The sequence below is a fragment of the Exiguobacterium sp. R-17 genome (assembly GCF_049913315.1).
GTDB lineage: Bacteria > Bacillota > Bacilli > Exiguobacteriales > Exiguobacteriaceae > Exiguobacterium_A.
This window is the reverse complement of record NZ_CP184372.1, coordinates 1,982,933-2,001,059: the sequence shown is the minus strand read 5'-3', so window position 1 is coordinate 2,001,059 and position 18,127 is coordinate 1,982,933. Positions and strand designations below refer to the sequence as shown.

The window sequence follows — 18,127 nt, the reverse complement described above, 5'->3', positions numbered from 1 at the left end:
ATCTCACATTGCAAGTGTCGGAAATGGAAATGTTGATCACTTTATCGGAAGAATTGAATATGAGGCGAGCTGCTGAACGATTATTCGTTTCACAACCTGCGCTTAGTCAACGTCTTGTTGCGATTGAGAGACGCTGGGGAACCAAACTATTCATTCGTTCATCGCGTGGCTTAAGCATCACACCGCAAGGAGAAAAAGTGATTGGTCTCGCAAAAGAGATGAATCGGAAGGAACTCGAACTAAAAAGTGAATTGACGGCAGAAGAGGGTGCCGTTTACGGAACGCTTCGGATTGCTGTCGCCTCCATCATGGGACAATACTGGCTCCCGCGTGTCTTAAAACGATTCGTCGAGCGTTATCCGCATGTGCGTGTCCAGTTGGTCACCGGATGGTCAAGTGAGATGATGCGTCATATGTTAGAGGAACACTTTCATATCGGGATCATTCGTGGAAACCCGGACTGGAAAGGTGTTAAAGAGCGCCTTTTCTCAGACCCGCTCTATCTAGTTGATAGTGAGTTGACGTCGATTGAACAATTGCGTGTGACGGATCGCCCGTTCATCCAGTTCAAAAGTGATTCGACGTACTATCAAGAAATTTTAGAGTGGTGGCAAGATCGGTTCGCAAGTCCACCCTCTCGGACTTTGGTCGTCGACCAAATCGAGACATGCAAACAGATGGCGTTACATGGCATCGGTTTTGCTATCTTACCTGAGTCGACGATTCAGCAATCGAATGAAGTCATGCAGCTTCCGTTGAAGACATCATCCGGAAAAGTACTGAAGCGAGATACTTGGATCTTGTCCACGGAATCGATGCTTGAATTAAAACAAGTCCAAGCTTTTTGGGACATCGTAAAAGAAGAAGGAGGAAGTCAGTCAGATGGAATACGCCATTGAGATGCGGCGCGCGCTTCATAAAATACCGGAACCAGGGTTCAAGGAATTTAAGACGCAAGCTTTTATATTGGAACAAATTCGTGCATATCCGCCAGATCGTGTCACATATGACACATTTGAAACAGGTGTTTTCGTTCGAGTGAAAGGATTGACTGGAAACCGAACGATCGGGTATCGCGCAGATATTGATGGGTTACCGATTGAAGAAGCGACAGGGCTTCCGTATTGCTCAGAACACCCAGGGTTCATGCATGCGTGTGGTCATGACATGCATGCCTCGATTGCTTTAGGGTTGATGAAACGGATCGTTGAACTACCAGTCATGGATGATGTCGTCTTTTTATTCCAACCGGCAGAAGAAGGACCGGGCGGGGCGGAGCCGATGATTAAAAGTCCATTGTTTGAAAAATATCGTCCGAGTGAGATGTATGGTCTTCACGTTGCACCGGAATATCCAGTCGGTACGATTGCTAGTCGTCCAGGCGTACTGTTCGCGAGTGCTCGAGAAGTTCATATCACGATCTATGGTCAAAGTGGTCATGCGGCTTTTCCTCATTTGACGATTGATACAGTTGTTGCGCAAGCAGCCTTGATCATGCAATTGCAAACGATCGTCAGTCGATCCATTAATCCGATGAATTGTAGTGTCATCACGATTGGGAAAGTGGATGCAGGTATTCGTGAGAATGTCATTGCCGGTAGAGCGGTTCTTGACGGAACGATGCGTGCGCTAAACGGCGAAGACATGGAAAAACTCGAACGTCGTGTCCGTGACATCATTCGAGGAATCGAAGCTTCGTTTGGTGTTAAAATCGATCTGCAATTCGGTAATCGCTATTATGAAGTCGTCAACGACCGGCAAATCGTGGATAAATTCTCATCATTCGTAAAGATGAATGCCAACTATATCGAATGTGACGCGGCGATGACAGGGGAAGATTTTGGTTTCATGCTGAAAGAGATCCCAGGGATGATGTTCTGGCTCGGCGTCGATAATCCGACATCTGGTTTGCATCAACCAACATTAAACCCGGATGAATCAGCCATTTCTTTTGTCATTGATTTACTTGACCATTATTTCCGAGAGTATGTTTAAAAATTTTTATGAAATAATAAAGGATATAAAGCTTTCCCTTTCGAATTCAGGAATGGGAAAGTTTTTAATATATGTAGGAATAAGAGTTTTCGAACATTTTGTGAAAAAAATCACGTGTATATGTGAACAATTTGTTACATCAAACATTATAAACAGACACAAAGGGTTATGTTCTCTATGATACGGTTATAGACCATATAGAGAAGTATGTTTTAGGAAGAGGGGGCTAAATACATGTTCAATGATCCCGTAGTGCTCAGTCGATTATTGACAGGGCTCACACTAGCGTTTCATATTATTTTCGCGACGATTGGTGTCGGAGTACCGCTCATGGTACTGGCAGCTGAATTCATCGGTCTGAAACGCAAAGATCCAGATTATATCTTATTAGCAAGACGGTGGACGCGTGGATACGTCGTTACCGTAGCAGTCGGTGTCGTAACAGGGACGGCAATCGGCTTGCAACTATCATTACTTTGGCCGTCACTCATGCAAGTAGCGGGTCAAACAATTGCTTTGCCACTATTTATGGAAACGTTCGCGTTCTTCTTTGAAGCGATTTTCCTTGGTATTTACTTGTATACGTGGGACCGGTTCAAAAATCCATGGTTGCACTGGTTGATTGGGATTCCAGTCGTCATTGGTGCGACAGCATCAGCGTTCTTCATCACGACAGTCAACTCCTTCATGAACTCACCAGAAGGATTTAAGATCGTCAATGGTACGTTAACGCAAATCGAACCATTAAAAGCAATGTTTAATACAGCGACACCGACGAAGGCGACACACGTCATCGTTTCAGCTTACTTGACTGTTGCCTTTATCTTGGCAGCAATCGCGGCGTTCCATTTGCTTCGCAAAAAGACACTCTCAGCAGCAGAGACGGCATATCATAAGAAAGCTCTTCGTCTCACTGTCATGGCTGGTCTGATTTTCGCGTTCTCGACAGCACTTGTCGGTGACTTCTCAGGGAAATATTTAGCGAAATACCAGCCAGAAAAACTAGCAGCTGCGGAATGGCATTTTGATACGACAAATGAAGCAGAATTGATTTTTGGTGGGATACTTGATCAGCAAGAAGACGGCAGTTATGAAATCAAAGGAGCCGTCAAAATCCCATATGCGCTCTCAATTCTTGCAGGTGGGGCTCCGAATACGGAAGTCATCGGTTTAAACGAATTCGCAAAAGAAGATCAAGCACCACTGATCGTCCACTATTTCTTTGATATCATGGTATCGATCGGGATGTACTTGACTGCTATCTCTGCTTTGTTCATCTTGGCATTCCGATTGAAAAAATTGAATCCATATAATAAGTGGATTTTACGAGGGGTGTTCATCGGTGGTCCGTTAGCGATGATTTCAATCGAAGCGGGATGGATGTACGCTGAGATTGGTCGTCAACCTTGGACGCTTTACGGTATCATGCGAACAGCGGACGCGGCGACGACTTCAACAGCGGTTGGTCCGATGCTCATTTTATTCAGTGCATTGTACTTGTTGCTTGGTACGATTTGTACGGTCGTCTTATTACGCATGTTTAAGAAAAACACGGTTGGAAAAGAACTTCAAGAACTTGCTGAAAACCACCATGCACGCGGTGAAGCAATGTTCGTGGATGATAACAAGTAAGGAGGGAACGATTTGGACGTTCAAACACTAGGGATCACGGTCCTTTGGACTTTCCTGTACGGATATCTCATCGTTGCCTCAATTGACTTCGGTGCTGGATTTTACGCCTTTTATTCAAAATATACGAAGCGGGATCATCTGACGAATCGATTGATTCTTCGTTACCTCTCTCCTGTTTGGGAGGTAACGAATGTCTTCTTCGTATTCTTCTTCGTAGGACTAGTTGGGTTCTTCCCAGACTCCGCTTATTATTTCGGTACGGCACTACTCGTACCAGCGTCAATTGTTCTTGTCTTGATTGCGATTCGTGGTAGCTTTTATGCGTTCGCCAATTATGGATCAAACGACAGCATGTTCTACACATTTTTATATGGAGCGACAGGGTTGCTGATTCCTGCTGCGATGTCGACGACATTGACAATCAGTCAAGGTGGTTTCATCCGCAAAACGAATGATACAGTTGAGTTTTTAGGAACGAAATTATTTTCGAACTTTTACTCGTGGACGGTCGTAGCGCTCGCTATCGTATCTGTCTTATACATCAGCGCGATGTTCCTCTTATTCTACGCGGATAAAGCGAAAGATGAGGGAGCTACGCCGCTTATTCGGAAATGGGCACTCTTTTGGAGTGGACCAACAATCCTCGTCTGTGCGCTCGTCTTCTTTGGACTGAAGAACCAAGCGGCATGGCATTATGAAAATATCCTAAACGGCAACTGGTGGTGGTTCGCTGCTAGTTTCTTATTTTTCCTCATTGCCGTGACACTCGTCTATATGAAGAAAAACTATGGCATCGCGTTCGTCGCGGTCATGTTACAGTATGCAGTCGCGTGGTTTGGTTACGGATATACACACTTGCCGTATATCTTGTATCCATATATCGATATCAACAAAGCAGTCGTAAACGAAACGATGGCTTCCGCACTCGTCGTCGTTTTCATCTTCGGACTTTTACTCTTAATTCCGGCGTTGTATTTGATTTTACGGCTCTTCTTGTTCGATAACGATTATGTACGTGGAAAATCATCAAAATAATGAATGGATAAACGCCTCTGCGATTCGCAGAGGCGTTTATAGTATTTTTAAATTGAATCGGGTACACTACTAATGAAGAGCGATTGTGAAGGAGAGTTGTGAAAATGAATGGAGAGTTTGCAGTAATCGGACTAGGGCGTTTTGGTGGCTCGATTGTCCGCGAATTATCGAAAAACGGCTATGATGTCTTGGCAATTGATTCCGATGAGGAACGTGTCAACGAATTCATGGGGATTGCGACACATTCTGTCATTGCCGATACGACCGATGAGAACGTTTTAAAAAGTTTGGGGATTCGAAACTTTGATCATGTCATCGTCGCTATTGGGGAAAACATTCAAGCGTCTATCTTGACGACGTTGATTTTAAAAGAGCTCGGTGTGCAATCGATCACCGTCAAAGCAACGAATGATTACCATGAAAAAGTATTGCGAAAAATTGGAGCGGATTTCATCGTTCACCCTGAGCGGGATATGGGGGTTCGGATTGCGAACGGATTGATGAGTTCGAATATCCTTGACTACTTAGACTTATCACAAGAATTCTCAATCGTTGAGATTAAAGTCAGTGATCGGATGGCAAAACAAACCTTGATTGATCTCGACTTACGAAGTAAATATGGAGCAAATGTTGTCGCCATCAAACGGGGTGAAAATGTCATGATCTCCTTGCAGGCAGATGAAGTCATCGAAAAAGGCGATTATCTCGTCGTCATTGGTGAGAACGAAGATCTTGATCGCTTAGAACGCGCGATTCATAAAGTAAAGAACTAAAAAAAGCTGAGGCATGCCTCAGCTTTACATCTATCTATTAGATGAGTTGGAATTCTTTAAGTCCATGTGCGATACCGTCTTCAAGAATAGGTTTCGTGACATAATCGGCAGCGGCTTTTGTTTCCGGAAGTCCGTTGCCCATTGCAATACCGGTTCCGACATAGCGTAGCATTTCAAGGTCATTGAGAGCATCTCCAAAAGCGAAGGTATCCTCGCGGCGAATGTTTGTCAATTTCAAGAACTGTTTGATGCCTTCTGCTTTCGAGGACCCGACGTTGATGACATCCATCGCATGGGGATGCCAGCGAATGAAATCAAAAGCATCGTAACGTTTGATGTAATCTGCTTCTTCTTCTGCCGTGCAGTAGACAAGCGTTTGAAACACATCGTGAGACAAGAAGGCTTCTTCATCGTGAAGCGGTAACGGCATGTCGAGATCTCCGAGCGAATCAACGACATGAAAATCATTTGATTTCGTTGTAAAACCTTTTGTTTCGCCAAGATAGACAAGCGTATGTCCGTTTTCCTTTGCTTGTTGCGTCAAATGTGTCAGATCGACTTTAGGTTGTGGACGTTTGTAGATGATTTCGTTTTGATGAACGACAATTTGCCCGTTGTAACCGATGATCGTATCAATGTTGAGCAACTCACGAATCCCAGATAACATTGCGGGACCGCGTCCAGTCGCGAGCGCTACATATACACCGTTTTCTTGAAGTTGACGAATTGCCTGTTTTGTTGATTCCGGAACGAAATGACCATCATGCAATAAGGTTCCGTCGATATCGAAAAAGACGACTTTCTGATTTGCCATGGTTTCACCTTCTCTTTTTAATTGGTCGAAATGACCTGTTCATGTGAAAGTATAGCATAACCAAAAGCGTGTTGCCGGAAGGGAACATGCGGAATAAGGATGAAAAATAGTCCATGTATCGTGTATACTGTACTAAGGACAAAAAACAATGTACTGATAAGGAGTTGCTAGACATGATTTTTAAAGTATTTTACCAACCGCTTCGTTCGGAAGCACCTGTTCGTGAACGGACAGAAACGATGTATGTAGAAGGGGAAAGCATTCGTGACGTGCGATCAACGATTGACCACCTCAAAGAGATCAACATTGAGTTCATCCGCGAAGTTAGTGGAGAATTTTTGACATACGAACAACAACATCCTGACTTCAAGGTTGCGACGTTCGAATGAAGTTCGTCAAAAACCATCAAGCCGCCGTCTTCGCACTCGGTGGACTCGGGGAAATCGGAAAGAACACGTATGTCGTTCAATTCCAAGATGAAATCATCGTCATCGACGCAGGTGTCATGTTCCCTGAGGATGAATTACTCGGAATCGACTATGTCATTCCGGACTACACTTATTTAATCAAGAACAAAGATAAGGTCAAAGGGGTCTTCATCACGCACGGTCACGAAGACCATATTGGCGGTCTTCCTTTCTTGCTTAAACAAGTAAACTTACCGATTTACGCTGGAAAAATTGCAATGGGTCTCATTAAAGTCAAACTAGAAGAACACGGTTTGCTTCGGAATGCAGAACTTCATGAAATCGATGAAGATTCGATCATCAAGTTTCGGAAGACGAGTATCTCGTTCTTCCGTACGACACACTCGATTCCGAACTCGTTCGGTGTCGTCGTCAAGACACCACAAGGCAATATCGTGCATACAGGGGACTTTAAGTTCGATTTCACACCGGTCGGAGAACCTGCTGATTTAGCGAAAATGGCTGAACTTGGTAAGGAAGGCGTCTTGTGCCTCTTATCGGATTCTACGAACGCTGAAGTGGAAGGTTTTACGATGAGCGAACGTGTCGTTGGGGAAACGATTTCAGACATCTTCCGTAAGGCGGAAGGACGAATCATTTTCGCGACATTCGCATCGAACATCTATCGTCTCCAACAAGTCGTCAATGCTTCTGTTGAAGCAGGACGAAAAATCGTCGTTTTCGGACGTAGCATGGATAAGGTCATGATGATTGGTCAAGAACTTGACTTCATCAAGGCGCCGAAGGGTACGATCATCGAGCCGAACGAGATGAAGCGTTATAAATCAAACGAGTTGACGATCCTTTGTACCGGTTCACAAGGAGAACCGATGGCGGCCCTTAGCCGTATCGCAAACGGAACACACCGTCAAATTTCAATCATTCCAGATGATCTCGTCATCTTCTCTTCGTCACCTATCCCGGGGAACGTCGTCTCAGTCGGAAAGACGATCAACCAGTTGTACAAAGCTGGCGCGGATGTCATGTACGGTAAATTAAATGACATCCATACATCAGGTCACGGTAGTCAACAAGAGCAGTTGCTCATGTTACGTCTATTGAATCCGAAATACTTCATGCCGATTCACGGGGAATACCGGATGCTGAAGAAGCATATGTCGCTTGCGATGGACGCTGGTGTACCGGAAGAGAACTGCTTCGTCATGGATAACGGTGAAGTACTGGCATTAGATGCGAATGCAGCCGCTATCACTGGGAAGATTCAAGCGAATGCCGTTTATGTCGATGGAAAAGGAATCGGTGATATCGGTAACATCGTCTTACGAGACCGCCGTATTCTCTCAGAAGAGGGACTTGTCGTCGTTGTCGTGACGCTTGACTCTAAAACGAATCGTCTCGTCTCAGGACCGGATATCATCTCGCGTGGTTTCGTCTACATGCGTGAGTCAGGTAATTTGATTAAAGATGCTGAACGTCTACTTAAGCGTTCGCTTGATCAATCGCTTGCGAACCGTAACACGAAATGGACGGACATCAAACAAGTCATCAATGATACGCTCACACCGTATTTAACTGAAAAAACACAACGTCATCCGATGGTCATGCCGATCATCATGGAAGTCTGATTCGAAAAAATCCTCGTTTCCGGAAACGGAAACGAGGATTTTTGTATTATGTGGCAGGACCATATTCCTTGAATGGTTCTTTTTTATCGATCCGATCATAGAACATGACACCATCTAAATGATCATATTCGTGTTGACAGACGATTGCTTTCATCCCTTTTAAACGTAATTTTACCGGATTTCCGTTATGATCGATGCCAGTTAGGGTAATACGCATATAGCGCGGTACATGTCCTTCGACTTCACGGTCGACGGACAAACATCCTTCGCCGCCTGTTAAATACGTCTGCTCGACGGAATGACTGATGATTTTTGGATTATAAATACCGAATTCCAATAAATCGTCACCATCCGGTAAGCGGATCGCGAACATGCGCTTGTTGACACCGATTTGTGGTGCTGCAAGTCCAATGCCGCTTCGTAGGTCATATTTCTTCGCAATTTCATCATCTTGACTGTTGGCGAGGAACTCGCGCATGAGTCGCATCGTTTCCTTATCCTCGTCGCTGAGAGGGAAGGTCACTTCTACTGACCGTTCGTGAAGAGCAGGAACGTCTTCGCGTACGATTTCATTCATGGTGATCATGAACAACACTCCTTTCGTCTACAAAAAGTATAGCATAGGAAAGTGGGGAATGATGACAACTAACACAGTAGGAAAATATCGAATGATACAGAAGATGGAATATTCTAGTTTTGTGATTGAATTCACAATGTGAAACGCGAAAAAAATAAAACATTTCCTTTGATTTTAAGGTGTTACAGATTTATACTTGTAACGTAATGAACAAGACACTATAACGTGTCGATTCATGATAATACAGTTTACTCAACTGAATAGGTACACAGACACATGTTCAAAGGATAGTCACACGGGACTTCGTTTTTTGGACACTATTGTCATGTGGGCAAATCAGTCAGAGGAATATTTCGCTGAACGCAGTGAAAGGATGAGGTGAAAAGATGAACGTAAACATGTTTAAAAACGTGGAAGAAAACTTTGAAACGTTCCGCATTCTTGACGAGAAAGGTGAAGTCGTCAATAAAGACGCTATGCCAGACCTCTCGGATGAAGAGCTTACGGAATTAATGCGCCGTCTCGTATACACACGTATCTGGGACCAACGTGCAATCTCACTTAACCGTCAAGGACGTCTTGGTTTCTACGCTCCAGTAGCTGGACAAGAAGCGTCAATGATCGGTACGCAATTCGCTTTGGATAAAGATGACTGGATTCTTCCTGGATACCGTGATATTCCACAAATGGTCTTCCATGGCTTCCCACTTTACAAAGCATTCTTGTTCTCACGTGGTCACATCACAGGTGGTAAGATCCCTGAAGGTGTTAACGTCTTAATGCCACAAATCATCATCGGTGCGCAGATCGTTCAAGCGGCTGGTGTTGCTCTCGGTCTTAAGAAAAGCGGTAAAGAACAAGTAGCGATCACTTACACAGGTGATGGTGGTTCTTCACAAGGGGACTTCTATGAAGGTATGAACTTCGCTGGAGCTTTCAAAGCACCTGCAATCTTCGTCGTTCAAAACAACCGTTTCGCAATCTCGACACCTGTCGAAAAACAATCTATGGCGAAAACAATCGCTCAAAAAGCTGTCGCTGCTGGTATCAATGGTATCCAAGTCGACGGTATGGACGTTCTTGCTGTATACGCAGCTACGAAACAAGCACGCGTAGAAGCACTTAACGGTGTTCCGACATTGATTGAAACATTGACTTACCGTTATGGACCACACACACTCGCTGGTGATGATCCAACACGTTACCGTACAAAAGACATGGATGATGAGTATCAAGCACAAGATCCACTCGTCCGTTTCCGTGCTTTCATGGAAGCAAAAGGTCTTTGGAACGAAGATAAAGAGAACGAAGTCATCGAGCAAGCTAAAGCTGACGTTAAGGAAGCACTTGCACAAGCTGACAAAGAACCAAAACAAAAAGTTACAGATTTCATCAACGTGATGGCTGAAAAGCTTCCACTAAACCTGCAAGAGCAGCTTGATGAGTATACAGCAAAGGAGTCGAAATAACCCATGGCACAAATGACGATGATCCAAGCGATCACTGACGCAATGCGCGTCGAGATGAAACGCGACGAACAAGTTCTCTTGTTCGGTGAAGACGTCGGTAAAAACGGTGGGGTATTCCGTGCGACAGAAGGTCTTCAAGATGAGCTCGGCGAAGACCGTGTCTTCGATACACCACTTGCGGAATCAGGTATTGGTGGTCTTGCTGTCGGATTCAGTCTGACAGGATTCCGTCCAATCATGGAAATCCAATTCTTCGGATTCGTATTCGAAGTATTCGATTCAGTTGCAGCACAACTCGCGCGTCTCCGTTACCGTTCAGGTGGCACATACAATGCACCTGTAACAATCCGTTCACCATTCGGTGGCGGTGTTAAAACACCGGAACTTCACGCAGATAACCTCGAAGGACTCATGGCTCAGTCACCAGGACTTAAAGTTGTCATTCCTTCAACACCATACGATGCAAAAGGTCTCTTGATCGCGTCAATCCGTGATAACGACCCAGTCGTATTCCTCGAGCACATGAAACTCTACCGTTCATTCCGCGGTGAAGTGCCAGAGGGCGATTACACGATCGAACTCGGAAAAGCTGATGTAAAACGTGAAGGTACAGATGTAACAATCGTCACTTACGGTGCGATGGTGCACGCTTCACTTAAAGCAGCAGAAGAGCTCGAAAAAGAAAACATCAGCGTCGAAATCATCGACTTGATGACGATCAGCCCGATCGATATCGATACGATTCTTGCTTCTGTCAAGAAAACAAACCGTGTCGTCGTCGTTCAAGAAGCACAAAAACAAGCGGGTATCGCTGCAATGGTTGCAACTGAAATCCAAGAACGTGCAATCCTTGACCTCGAAGCACCGATTCTTCGTGTTGCTGCTCCAGATACGATCTTCCCATTCGCACAAGGTGAAGACGTCTGGATCCCGGATCACAAAGATATCGTCGAGAAAGTCAAGACTGTCTACAATTTCTAAGAGCATTTCGGAAAATAAGGAGAGGGGTACATTCTCTCCTTGCTTCCGTTTTTACAGATAACAATCGACTAGAAGAGTGAACTAAAAGGAGGCATATTCAAATGGGTTTATTTGAATTCAAATTGCCGGATATCGGTGAGGGTATTCATGAAGGTGAAATCGTAAAGTGGTTCGTAAAAGCGGGCGACACTGTCAAAGAAGATGATGTTCTTCTTGAAGTACAAAACGATAAAGCAGTCGTTGAAATTCCATCGCCAGTTGATGGTACTGTTAAAGAAGTAAAAGTTGACGAAGGTGTCGTAGCTGTCGTTGGCGACGTCCTCATCACTTTCGAAGTCGAAGGCGAAGGTTCTGCTCCTTCTGAAGAAGCAGAGCAACCAAAAGCTGAAGAAAATGCGAAAGACGTTCAAGATACGGATCAAAAAGTGGAAGACAAACCAAACGAGGTTCAAATCCATAAATCAGAACGCGTCATCGCGATGCCATCTGTCCGTAAATATGCACGTGAAAAAGGTGTCGACATCCGTGAAGTCCAAGGTTCTGGAGACAACGGTCGTGTCGTTAAAGAAGACATCGATGCATTCGCAAACGGTGGACAAACTTCTGATGCACCAGCAACTGAAGAAAAAGCACCAGCTGCTTCTGCACCAAAAACAGAAGTGAAGCCATACGTTGCTGCTCAACCTGAACTTGAAACACGCGAGAAAATCAAAGGAATCCGTAAAGCGATTTCGAAAGCAATGGTTAATTCGAAACATACAGCTCCACACGTAACACTCATGGACGAAGTGGACGTTACGAACCTCGTTGCACTCCGTAAAAACTTCAAAGAAGTTGCGGCTGCTCAAGGTACGAAATTGACTTACCTTCCGTTCGTCGTAAAAGCATTGACTGCTGCTGCTAAAAAATACCCGGCAATCAACGCATCAATCGACGATGTAAACGAAGAAATCGTCTACAAAAACTACTTCAACATCGGTATTGCTGCTGATACAGACAACGGTCTTGTCGTACCAGTCGTCAAAGATGCAGATCGTAAATCGATCTTCGCACTTGCTGACAACATCAATGACCTTGCTGGTAAAGCACGTGACGGAAAACTTTCTGGAGACGAGATGAAAGGCGGATCAATCACGATCACTAACATCGGTTCTGCTGGCGGTCAATGGTTCACACCAGTCATCAACCACCCAGAAGTTGCAATCCTCGGTATCGGTCGTATCGCTGAAAAAGCGGTCGTCAAAAACGGCGAAATCGTTGCTGCACCAGTTCTTGCACTTTCATTCAGCTTCGACCACCGTCTCATCGATGGTGCAACTGCACAAAACGCGCTTAACTTAGTTAAACGCCTATTGAACGACCCACAACTTCTCATCATGGAGGGATAAGCAATGGTAGTAGGTGAATTCGCACAAGAAACAGATTTACTCGTAATCGGGGCTGGCCCTGGTGGTTACGTTGCTGCAATCCGCGGCGCGCAACTTGGTATGAAAGTAACAATCGTTGAACGTGAAAACGTCGGCGGTGTCTGCTTAAACGTAGGATGTATCCCATCAAAAGCCTTGATCACTGCAGGACATAACTTCCAGCACGCTAAAGGTTCAAGCGATATGGGGATCACTTCTGAGAATGCAACTGTCGATTTCTCGAAAGTTCAATCTTGGAAACAATCTGTCGTCAACAAATTGACTGGCGGCGTTAGTGGTCTTCTTAAAGGCAACAAAGTCGAGACTGTCGTTGGGGAAGCTTACTTCCAATCAGAAGATACAGTTCGTATCATCAACGAAGATTCTTCGACTCCTTACAAATTCAAGAAATGTATCATCGCGACTGGTTCGACTCCAATCGAACTTCCAGCTTTCAAATGGTCAAAACGCGTTCTTTCTTCAACAGGCGCATTGAACCTTCCTGAAATCCCGAAAAAACTCATCGTCATCGGTGGCGGATACATCGGGATGGAGCTTGGTACAGCGTATGCGAACTTCGATACAGAAGTCGTCATTCTTGAAGGAACAAAAGACATCCTTTCTGGTTTCGAGCCTGCTATGACACAAGTCGTCAAGAAAAAGCTCAAACAAAAAGGTAACATCACGATCCACAACGAAGCACTTGCACAAAGTGTGGAAGAGTCAGAAGATGGTGTTAAAGTAACATTCGAAGTCAACGGTGAAGCACAAACAGTTGAAGCGGACTACGTCCTCGTCACTGTTGGTCGTCGTCCTAACACAAGTGATCTTGGTCTTGAAATGGCAGAAGTCAAAGTCAGCGACCGTGGTCTTGTTGAAATCGACGATCAGTGCCGTACTTCAAACGAAAACATTTACGCAATCGGTGATATCGTTCCAGGACCACCACTTGCGCACAAAGCTTCATTCGAAGCTAAAATCGCTGCTGAAGCAGCTGCAGGACACCCTGCATACCTCGACTACAGCGCGATTCCAGCGGTCGTCTTCACAGACCCAGAACTCGCTACAGTCGGTTACACGGAAGCACAAGCGAAAGAAGAAGGACTCGACTATGTCGCGTCTAAATTCCCTTACGCTGCGAATGGTCGTGCACTTGCACTCAACGAGCCAGACGGCTTCTTGAAAATGATTACTCGTAAATCAGATGGTCTCTTGATCGGCGCGCAAATCGCTGGTACAGGCGCTTCTGATATGATCGCTGAAATGGGACTCGCAATCGAGTCTGGTATGACAGCTGAAGATATCGCACTCACAATCCACGCGCACCCATCACTTGGTGAAATCGCAATGGAAACTGCTGAAGTTGCAATCGGTAGCCCGATCCATATCATTAAATAATTCCGAAACACCTCATGCACGGGGAGCCGACCGTGTATGAGGTGTTTTTTTTGTTTTGTCTTGATTCAAAAAAGGAAAAGAATAAAAAATGGAGAGGGTGGACGCATATGGAATCCGTGACTGCCTTAGAGGAGCTGTATTACGTATCAGAGATGGATAAGGTTCGCTTTGTAGGCTGGACGACCGCATTCGCTCGCTATGATTTCGCTGTCATCTGTACAGGACAATTTTTTGGGAAAGTACTCGTCGTTAGTTTAACCGGTGGTCAGTCAGCGTTATTTGATCAACAGGATGTGTTAAATGGAGAAGTTTTAGCTCGTACTTTTGCAATTGAGCAAGAGGATGTTGCATTAATTGGTGAAGCATTAGCGGCATTCATTCCTTGTTCGCCAAACGATGAATATGCAGAATGAAACGATCCAATTAAAAAAGCAGTAATCCTCATCTAGTAAGGATTACTGCTTTGTTTTGTCTTCACCGAATTGCATTCGATTGCTGAATGACTTTGATCGTCTCGAGCGAATGATCCTCAAGACCTTGAACCGGAAGACCAGCTTCAATGTTTTCTTTAATATAGGCAAGATTGTCTGCCGTGATCATTTCGCCAGGAATAAAGATGGGAATACCAGGAGGATACACCATCATGAATTCAGCTGAAATCCGTCCGACCGCATCGACTAACGGAATTGTCTCTGTTTCTTCATAGAAAGCATCACGTGGGCTGAGAGCGAGCGCTGGAATGTCTGGAAGGACGATTGAGTGATCAGTCGTTTCAGCGCCATTATTCTGATAGCGTGCAACAAGTAAAGACATCGCATGTAGGAATGCATCGATTGTCTCTTCCGAGTCACCAGAAGTGATGATGACAAGGATATTATTTAAATCAGAAAGTTCAACTTCGATCCGATGTTCTTCACGCAAAAACTCTTCGACAAGGTGACCAGAAATACCAAGTCCCTTAACGGAAACGAGCACTTTCGTTGGATCAAAAGCGAACGTCGCACTTGAATGAAGATCGGATTCGCCGAAAACGGCGAGATAAGGAAGCTTCGCTAATCCGAAACGCATCCGTGTCGCGAGTTCGAGTGCCCGACGATTCATCGCTTCACCGTTGATTGCAAGATGGCGCCGTGCGCAGTCAAGAGAAGCAAGCAGTAGATAGGATGTTGAAGTCGTCGTCAACATCGAGAGTACCGCTTGAACCTTATCCGGAGAGACAAGACCCCGGCGAACGTTTAAAACAGAGCTTCCAGTGAGTGATCCACCGAGTTTATGGACACTCGTTGCTGCGAGATCAGCTCCTGCTTGCATTGCAGATAATGGCATATCTTCGTGGAAGGCGATATGGACGCCGTGTGCTTCGTCGACGAGTACCGGAATACCCTTACTATGGGAAAGTTTGACGATGCTCTCCAAGTCGCCAGCAACGCCGAAATAGGTCGGGTTGATGACGAGCACTGCCTTTGTATCAGGATGAAGTGCAAGGGCACGTTCTACCGCGCTTGGTGTGATACCGTGTGCGATACCAAATGTCTCATCGAATTCAGGATGAATGAAAATCGGGTGCGCACCAGAAAGAACGATAGCTGACATCACCGATTTATGAACATTTCGAGGAACGAGAATTTTATCATCAGGTCCGACGACGCTCATGATCATTGCCATGATTGCGGTTGACGTTCCTTGTACGGAAAAGAACGTTTCGTCGGCATGGAAGGCTTGAGCTGCCAATTGATGAGCTTCCTTAATGATTGCCTTTGGATGATGAAGATCATCAAGGGGAGCGATATTGATTAAATCGATATCGAGCGCATTCTGACCGATGAACGATCGAAAGGCTGGATCCATTCCTTGACCATTTTTATGACCGGGAATATGAAATTGAATTGGTTGACGTTTCGCATGCGCGAGTAGCGCATCGAATAAAGGTGTATCGAGCTGTGTTAAGCTTTTTGTTTGCACCAGATTTCCCCCCCTTAAAACCGAATAAAAATACAATCAAACAAGCTAACTATAACAAGTTTTCGGACGGTTGCAACTGTTTTATGCTTCTTTTCCGTGTAAAATAGAAAAGTGCAGAAAGGAAGTGGGAATGATGGCATTGAATTATCCGCTCAATTCCGATTGGTCGACGGAAGAAATTGTGAAAGTCATCGACTTTTTCAATTTAGTCGAACAAGCGTATGAATCAGGTGTAGAACGACAACGTTTGCTCGAGGCATATCGGGAATTTAAGCAAATCGTCACCTCGAAATCCGAGGAAAAACAGTGGGATCAGTTTTATATGGAAGAGACAGGTTGCTCAAGTTATCGGACGATGCAACAGGCAAAACGCCAAGAAGATCCAATCGTGCGCATGAAAAAATAATGACATCATAAAAGATAAGACTCCTATGCGATCGTATAGGAGTCTTATCTTTTATACGGACTGGAAATGTGCGGAAAATGATCATCATTTGTTTAAAGTGGAAGGGAAGCGGCTATATACTACATACAAGACGTTATCCTTACAAATATGTGAAACTGTATTTTTTAAAATTAGATGCTTTACATCTAAGTTGAATCGTACTATTATTGATTCAATCCACTGATAAGTCGCAATTGTCTGACAAATTAAACTTCTGTTTATCCCGCGAAGGAGTGTGGTTACTGTGAAACAAGTGATAGAAGCATACAAGAGAAAAGATGCAGAAAAACGCATTCCTGTATTGCGTCTCGAAATCGACTATGAGCTTGCTACATTACATGATGCGATGGTGGCAAGTGACGCAGAAGCTGTTGGTGCAAGTAAAGAGCGCCTCGAAAAATATCGTCAAGAGATGGTACGTCTTGAAGCTTGATTTCAACGTCCTTTTCTCTACCTTATAATAAAATATCACCACTTCAACCAGCGAATCGTTCGCTGGTTTTCTTTTTTTGTTACTATAGAAGAAGCTGGAAACGATGATGAAGGAGTGAAGGAAGATGCAAATCGAGTTGGATGCGATAGACTTGATCAAGCGAGCAGGGAAATACATTCGCGAAAAGATTGATGTGTCGTATCACATTGAACAGAAAACCGGAAAAAGTGATTTAGTGACGGAGATTGATCAAGCCGTCGAGGATTTATTGATTAAAGGTATTCTAGATCGCTATCCGGATCATCATATTTATGGTGAAGAGGGGCGCATCGCTCGACCCGATACACTCGAAGGTACGATTTGGTTCGTTGATCCGATCGACGGAACGATGAACTTCATCCGTCAAAAGCGAATGTTCGCCATCTCAATTGCGATCATGATGGAAGGGGAATTACGGTACGGATTTGTTTATGATGTCATGGCTGACGAGCTATTTCATGTTATCAAAGGACAAGGGGCTTATCAAAACGGTATTCGGTTACCTCAACTGACAGAACGGAGCGTTAAGGAAGCGATCATCTGTATGAATGCTACCTGGGTGACGCCGAACCGTCGAATTAACACGGATCGTCTTGCTCCGCTCGTGCGACACGCAGTAGGTGTACGAGCGATTGGTGCAGCTTCCCTTGAACTCGCATGGACGGCTGCCGGACGCGTTGATGGATATATCACGATGCGTAACATGCCTTGGGATTATGCAGCCGGTCAATTATTGATTGAAGAGCTTGGTGGACGTGTCGGGACGATTACCGGAGAGCCGATGTCGTTTCTCGAGCAAACGAGTGTATTAGCAGGGAGCCAGACATTTGTTGAAGATGTATTGACGTTCGTACAAACACAAGAGGATTGAAAAAAGGTCCTTTCGTTTTAAACGAAAGGAACCTTCTCAGTCATGTTTGTTTGCGCAAACGTGCCTTTAAAACGAATCCGGCACCCATCGCAACTATCATCAAGACGACAGAGGCGATCGTCATCGGTACGTTTTGTTCCGCGATGAAAATGCCGATGCCTGCCATGGATCCTACTGCAAGCATGGCAAGTAACAAAAATAGTAGACGCATGTTTTTTCCCCCTCTACCCGTGAGTACGTTAAC

Annotated in this window: 19 protein-coding genes; 15 read left to right on the top strand and 4 right to left on the bottom strand. The window is 44.8% G+C overall.

All coding sequences use genetic code 11. The features are described from left to right. Positions 1-8 precede the first annotated feature (8 nt). The 5 genes from ACN9MT_RS10710 to ACN9MT_RS10690 all read left to right on the top strand — a co-directional run bounded on the left by ACN9MT_RS10710 (position 9) and on the right by ACN9MT_RS10690 (position 5,435). Entirely contained in the window at positions 9-899 is an 891-nt protein-coding gene (locus tag ACN9MT_RS10710; RefSeq protein WP_023468861.1) for a LysR family transcriptional regulator, read from the top strand. Beyond that, on the top strand, positions 883-1,995 hold the full coding sequence (locus ACN9MT_RS10705; protein WP_214854656.1) for an N-acetyldiaminopimelate deacetylase: 1,113 nt from the start codon (positions 883-885) through the stop codon (positions 1,993-1,995). The genes ACN9MT_RS10710 and ACN9MT_RS10705 overlap by 17 nt, the downstream gene beginning before the upstream one ends. A gap of 234 nt (positions 1,996-2,229) precedes the next feature. Beyond that, a complete protein-coding gene (locus ACN9MT_RS10700; RefSeq protein ID WP_035406678.1) occupies positions 2,230-3,627 on the top strand; it encodes a cytochrome ubiquinol oxidase subunit I in 1,398 nt (465 codons plus the stop codon). A gap of 12 nt (positions 3,628-3,639) precedes the next feature. Then, positions 3,640-4,662, top strand: coding sequence for a cytochrome d ubiquinol oxidase subunit II (locus ACN9MT_RS10695; RefSeq protein WP_035406681.1), 1,023 nt, complete (start codon positions 3,640-3,642; stop codon positions 4,660-4,662). Positions 4,663-4,766: 104 nt separating this feature from the next. Next, positions 4,767-5,435, top strand: coding sequence for a potassium channel family protein (locus ACN9MT_RS10690; RefSeq protein WP_035406684.1), 669 nt, complete (start codon positions 4,767-4,769; stop codon positions 5,433-5,435). A 37-nt stretch (positions 5,436-5,472) separates the two neighbouring features. Here the strand turns inward: ACN9MT_RS10690 and ACN9MT_RS10685 are convergent, their stop codons facing one another. Beyond that, positions 5,473-6,249, bottom strand: coding sequence for a Cof-type HAD-IIB family hydrolase (locus ACN9MT_RS10685; RefSeq protein WP_035406686.1), 777 nt, complete (start codon positions 6,247-6,249; stop codon positions 5,473-5,475). Between the two features lie 173 nt (positions 6,250-6,422). On the opposite strand from ACN9MT_RS10685, the gene ACN9MT_RS10680 reads away from it, so the two are divergent. Beyond that, complete coding sequence (locus ACN9MT_RS10680; protein WP_029342182.1) at positions 6,423-6,638, top strand: DNA-dependent RNA polymerase subunit epsilon; 216 nt, start codon at positions 6,423-6,425, stop codon at positions 6,636-6,638. Beyond that, the gene (gene rnjA / locus ACN9MT_RS10675; protein ID WP_035406688.1) at positions 6,635-8,302 is read left to right on the top strand and encodes a ribonuclease J1; all 1,668 of its coding nucleotides are present in this window, start codon (positions 6,635-6,637) and stop codon (positions 8,300-8,302) included. The genes ACN9MT_RS10680 and rnjA overlap by 4 nt, the downstream gene beginning before the upstream one ends. Positions 8,303-8,348: 46 nt before the next feature. Here rnjA and def read toward each other — a convergent pair whose 3' ends face one another. Then, the gene (gene def, locus ACN9MT_RS10670; RefSeq protein WP_023468853.1) at positions 8,349-8,888 is read right to left on the bottom strand and encodes a peptide deformylase; all 540 of its coding nucleotides are present in this window, start codon (positions 8,886-8,888) and stop codon (positions 8,349-8,351) included. Positions 8,889-9,265: 377 nt separating this feature from the next. Here def and pdhA point away from each other — a divergent pair, with 377 nt between their 5' ends. From pdhA to ACN9MT_RS10645, 5 genes are all read left to right on the top strand, one after another. Then, positions 9,266-10,348 carry a pyruvate dehydrogenase (acetyl-transferring) E1 component subunit alpha gene (gene pdhA, locus ACN9MT_RS10665; protein ID WP_426272159.1) on the top strand — a complete coding sequence of 361 codons (1,083 nt, stop codon included), beginning with the start codon at positions 9,266-9,268 and terminating at the stop codon, positions 10,346-10,348. 3 nt (positions 10,349-10,351) lie between these two features. After that, on the top strand, positions 10,352-11,329 hold the full coding sequence (locus tag ACN9MT_RS10660; RefSeq protein ID WP_035406692.1) for an alpha-ketoacid dehydrogenase subunit beta: 978 nt from the start codon (positions 10,352-10,354) through the stop codon (positions 11,327-11,329). A gap of 101 nt (positions 11,330-11,430) precedes the next feature. Beyond that, the gene (locus tag ACN9MT_RS10655; RefSeq protein WP_035406694.1) at positions 11,431-12,717 is read left to right on the top strand and encodes a dihydrolipoamide acetyltransferase family protein; all 1,287 of its coding nucleotides are present in this window, start codon (positions 11,431-11,433) and stop codon (positions 12,715-12,717) included. Positions 12,718-12,720: 3 nt separating this feature from the next. After that, positions 12,721-14,133, top strand: coding sequence for a dihydrolipoyl dehydrogenase (gene lpdA / locus ACN9MT_RS10650; protein ID WP_056062389.1), 1,413 nt, complete (start codon positions 12,721-12,723; stop codon positions 14,131-14,133). Between the two features lie 107 nt (positions 14,134-14,240). Next, positions 14,241-14,546: an SAV0927 family protein gene (locus ACN9MT_RS10645; protein WP_035406699.1), complete on the top strand. Its 306-nt coding sequence runs from the start codon at positions 14,241-14,243 to the stop codon at positions 14,544-14,546. Between the two features lie 61 nt (positions 14,547-14,607). Here the strand turns inward: ACN9MT_RS10645 and ACN9MT_RS10640 are convergent, their stop codons facing one another. Next, positions 14,608-16,095 carry an aminotransferase class I/II-fold pyridoxal phosphate-dependent enzyme gene (locus tag ACN9MT_RS10640; RefSeq protein ID WP_035406702.1) on the bottom strand — a complete coding sequence of 496 codons (1,488 nt, stop codon included), beginning with the start codon at positions 16,093-16,095 and terminating at the stop codon, positions 14,608-14,610. Positions 16,096-16,228: 133 nt separating this feature from the next. On the opposite strand from ACN9MT_RS10640, the gene ACN9MT_RS10635 reads away from it, so the two are divergent. The 3 genes from ACN9MT_RS10635 to ACN9MT_RS10625 all read left to right on the top strand — a co-directional run bounded on the left by ACN9MT_RS10635 (position 16,229) and on the right by ACN9MT_RS10625 (position 17,883). After that, the gene (locus ACN9MT_RS10635; protein ID WP_035406705.1) at positions 16,229-16,501 is read left to right on the top strand and encodes a UPF0223 family protein; all 273 of its coding nucleotides are present in this window, start codon (positions 16,229-16,231) and stop codon (positions 16,499-16,501) included. Positions 16,502-16,784: 283 nt separating this feature from the next. Beyond that, a complete protein-coding gene (locus tag ACN9MT_RS10630) occupies positions 16,785-16,973 on the top strand; it encodes a hypothetical protein (RefSeq protein WP_023468845.1) in 189 nt (62 codons plus the stop codon). Between the two features lie 124 nt (positions 16,974-17,097). Further along, a complete protein-coding gene (locus ACN9MT_RS10625; RefSeq protein ID WP_035406708.1) occupies positions 17,098-17,883 on the top strand; it encodes an inositol monophosphatase family protein in 786 nt (261 codons plus the stop codon). 40 nt (positions 17,884-17,923) lie between these two features. Here ACN9MT_RS10625 and ACN9MT_RS10620 read toward each other — a convergent pair whose 3' ends face one another. Further along, a complete protein-coding gene (locus tag ACN9MT_RS10620; protein ID WP_162236131.1) occupies positions 17,924-18,094 on the bottom strand; it encodes a DUF5325 family protein in 171 nt (56 codons plus the stop codon). Positions 18,095-18,127 lie beyond the last annotated feature (33 nt).

Bases quoted from the DNA above. Each gene is read 5' to 3' on its own strand.
- ACN9MT_RS10705 (WP_214854656.1), top strand. From the start codon at position 883: ATGGAATACGCCATTGAGATGCGGCGCGCGCTTCATAAAATACCGGAA.
- ACN9MT_RS10700 (WP_035406678.1), top strand. From the start codon at position 2,230: ATGTTCAATGATCCCGTAGTGCTCAGTCGATTATTGACAGGGCTCACA.
- ACN9MT_RS10690 (WP_035406684.1), top strand. From the start codon at position 4,767: ATGAATGGAGAGTTTGCAGTAATCGGACTAGGGCGTTTTGGTGGCTCG.
- ACN9MT_RS10685 (WP_035406686.1), bottom strand. From the start codon at position 6,249: ATGGCAAATCAGAAAGTCGTCTTTTTCGATATCGACGGAACCTTATTG.
- ACN9MT_RS10680 (WP_029342182.1), top strand. From the start codon at position 6,423: ATGATTTTTAAAGTATTTTACCAACCGCTTCGTTCGGAAGCACCTGTT.
- rnjA (WP_035406688.1), top strand. From the start codon at position 6,635: ATGAAGTTCGTCAAAAACCATCAAGCCGCCGTCTTCGCACTCGGTGGA.
- def (WP_023468853.1), bottom strand. From the start codon at position 8,888: ATGATCACCATGAATGAAATCGTACGCGAAGACGTTCCTGCTCTTCAC.
- pdhA (WP_426272159.1), top strand. From the start codon at position 9,266: ATGAACGTAAACATGTTTAAAAACGTGGAAGAAAACTTTGAAACGTTC.
- ACN9MT_RS10660 (WP_035406692.1), top strand. From the start codon at position 10,352: ATGGCACAAATGACGATGATCCAAGCGATCACTGACGCAATGCGCGTC.
- ACN9MT_RS10655 (WP_035406694.1), top strand. From the start codon at position 11,431: ATGGGTTTATTTGAATTCAAATTGCCGGATATCGGTGAGGGTATTCAT.
- lpdA (WP_056062389.1), top strand. From the start codon at position 12,721: ATGGTAGTAGGTGAATTCGCACAAGAAACAGATTTACTCGTAATCGGG.
- ACN9MT_RS10645 (WP_035406699.1), top strand. From the start codon at position 14,241: ATGGAATCCGTGACTGCCTTAGAGGAGCTGTATTACGTATCAGAGATG.
- ACN9MT_RS10635 (WP_035406705.1), top strand. From the start codon at position 16,229: ATGGCATTGAATTATCCGCTCAATTCCGATTGGTCGACGGAAGAAATT.
- ACN9MT_RS10625 (WP_035406708.1), top strand. From the start codon at position 17,098: ATGCAAATCGAGTTGGATGCGATAGACTTGATCAAGCGAGCAGGGAAA.
- ACN9MT_RS10620 (WP_162236131.1), bottom strand. From the start codon at position 18,094: ATGCGTCTACTATTTTTGTTACTTGCCATGCTTGCAGTAGGATCCATG.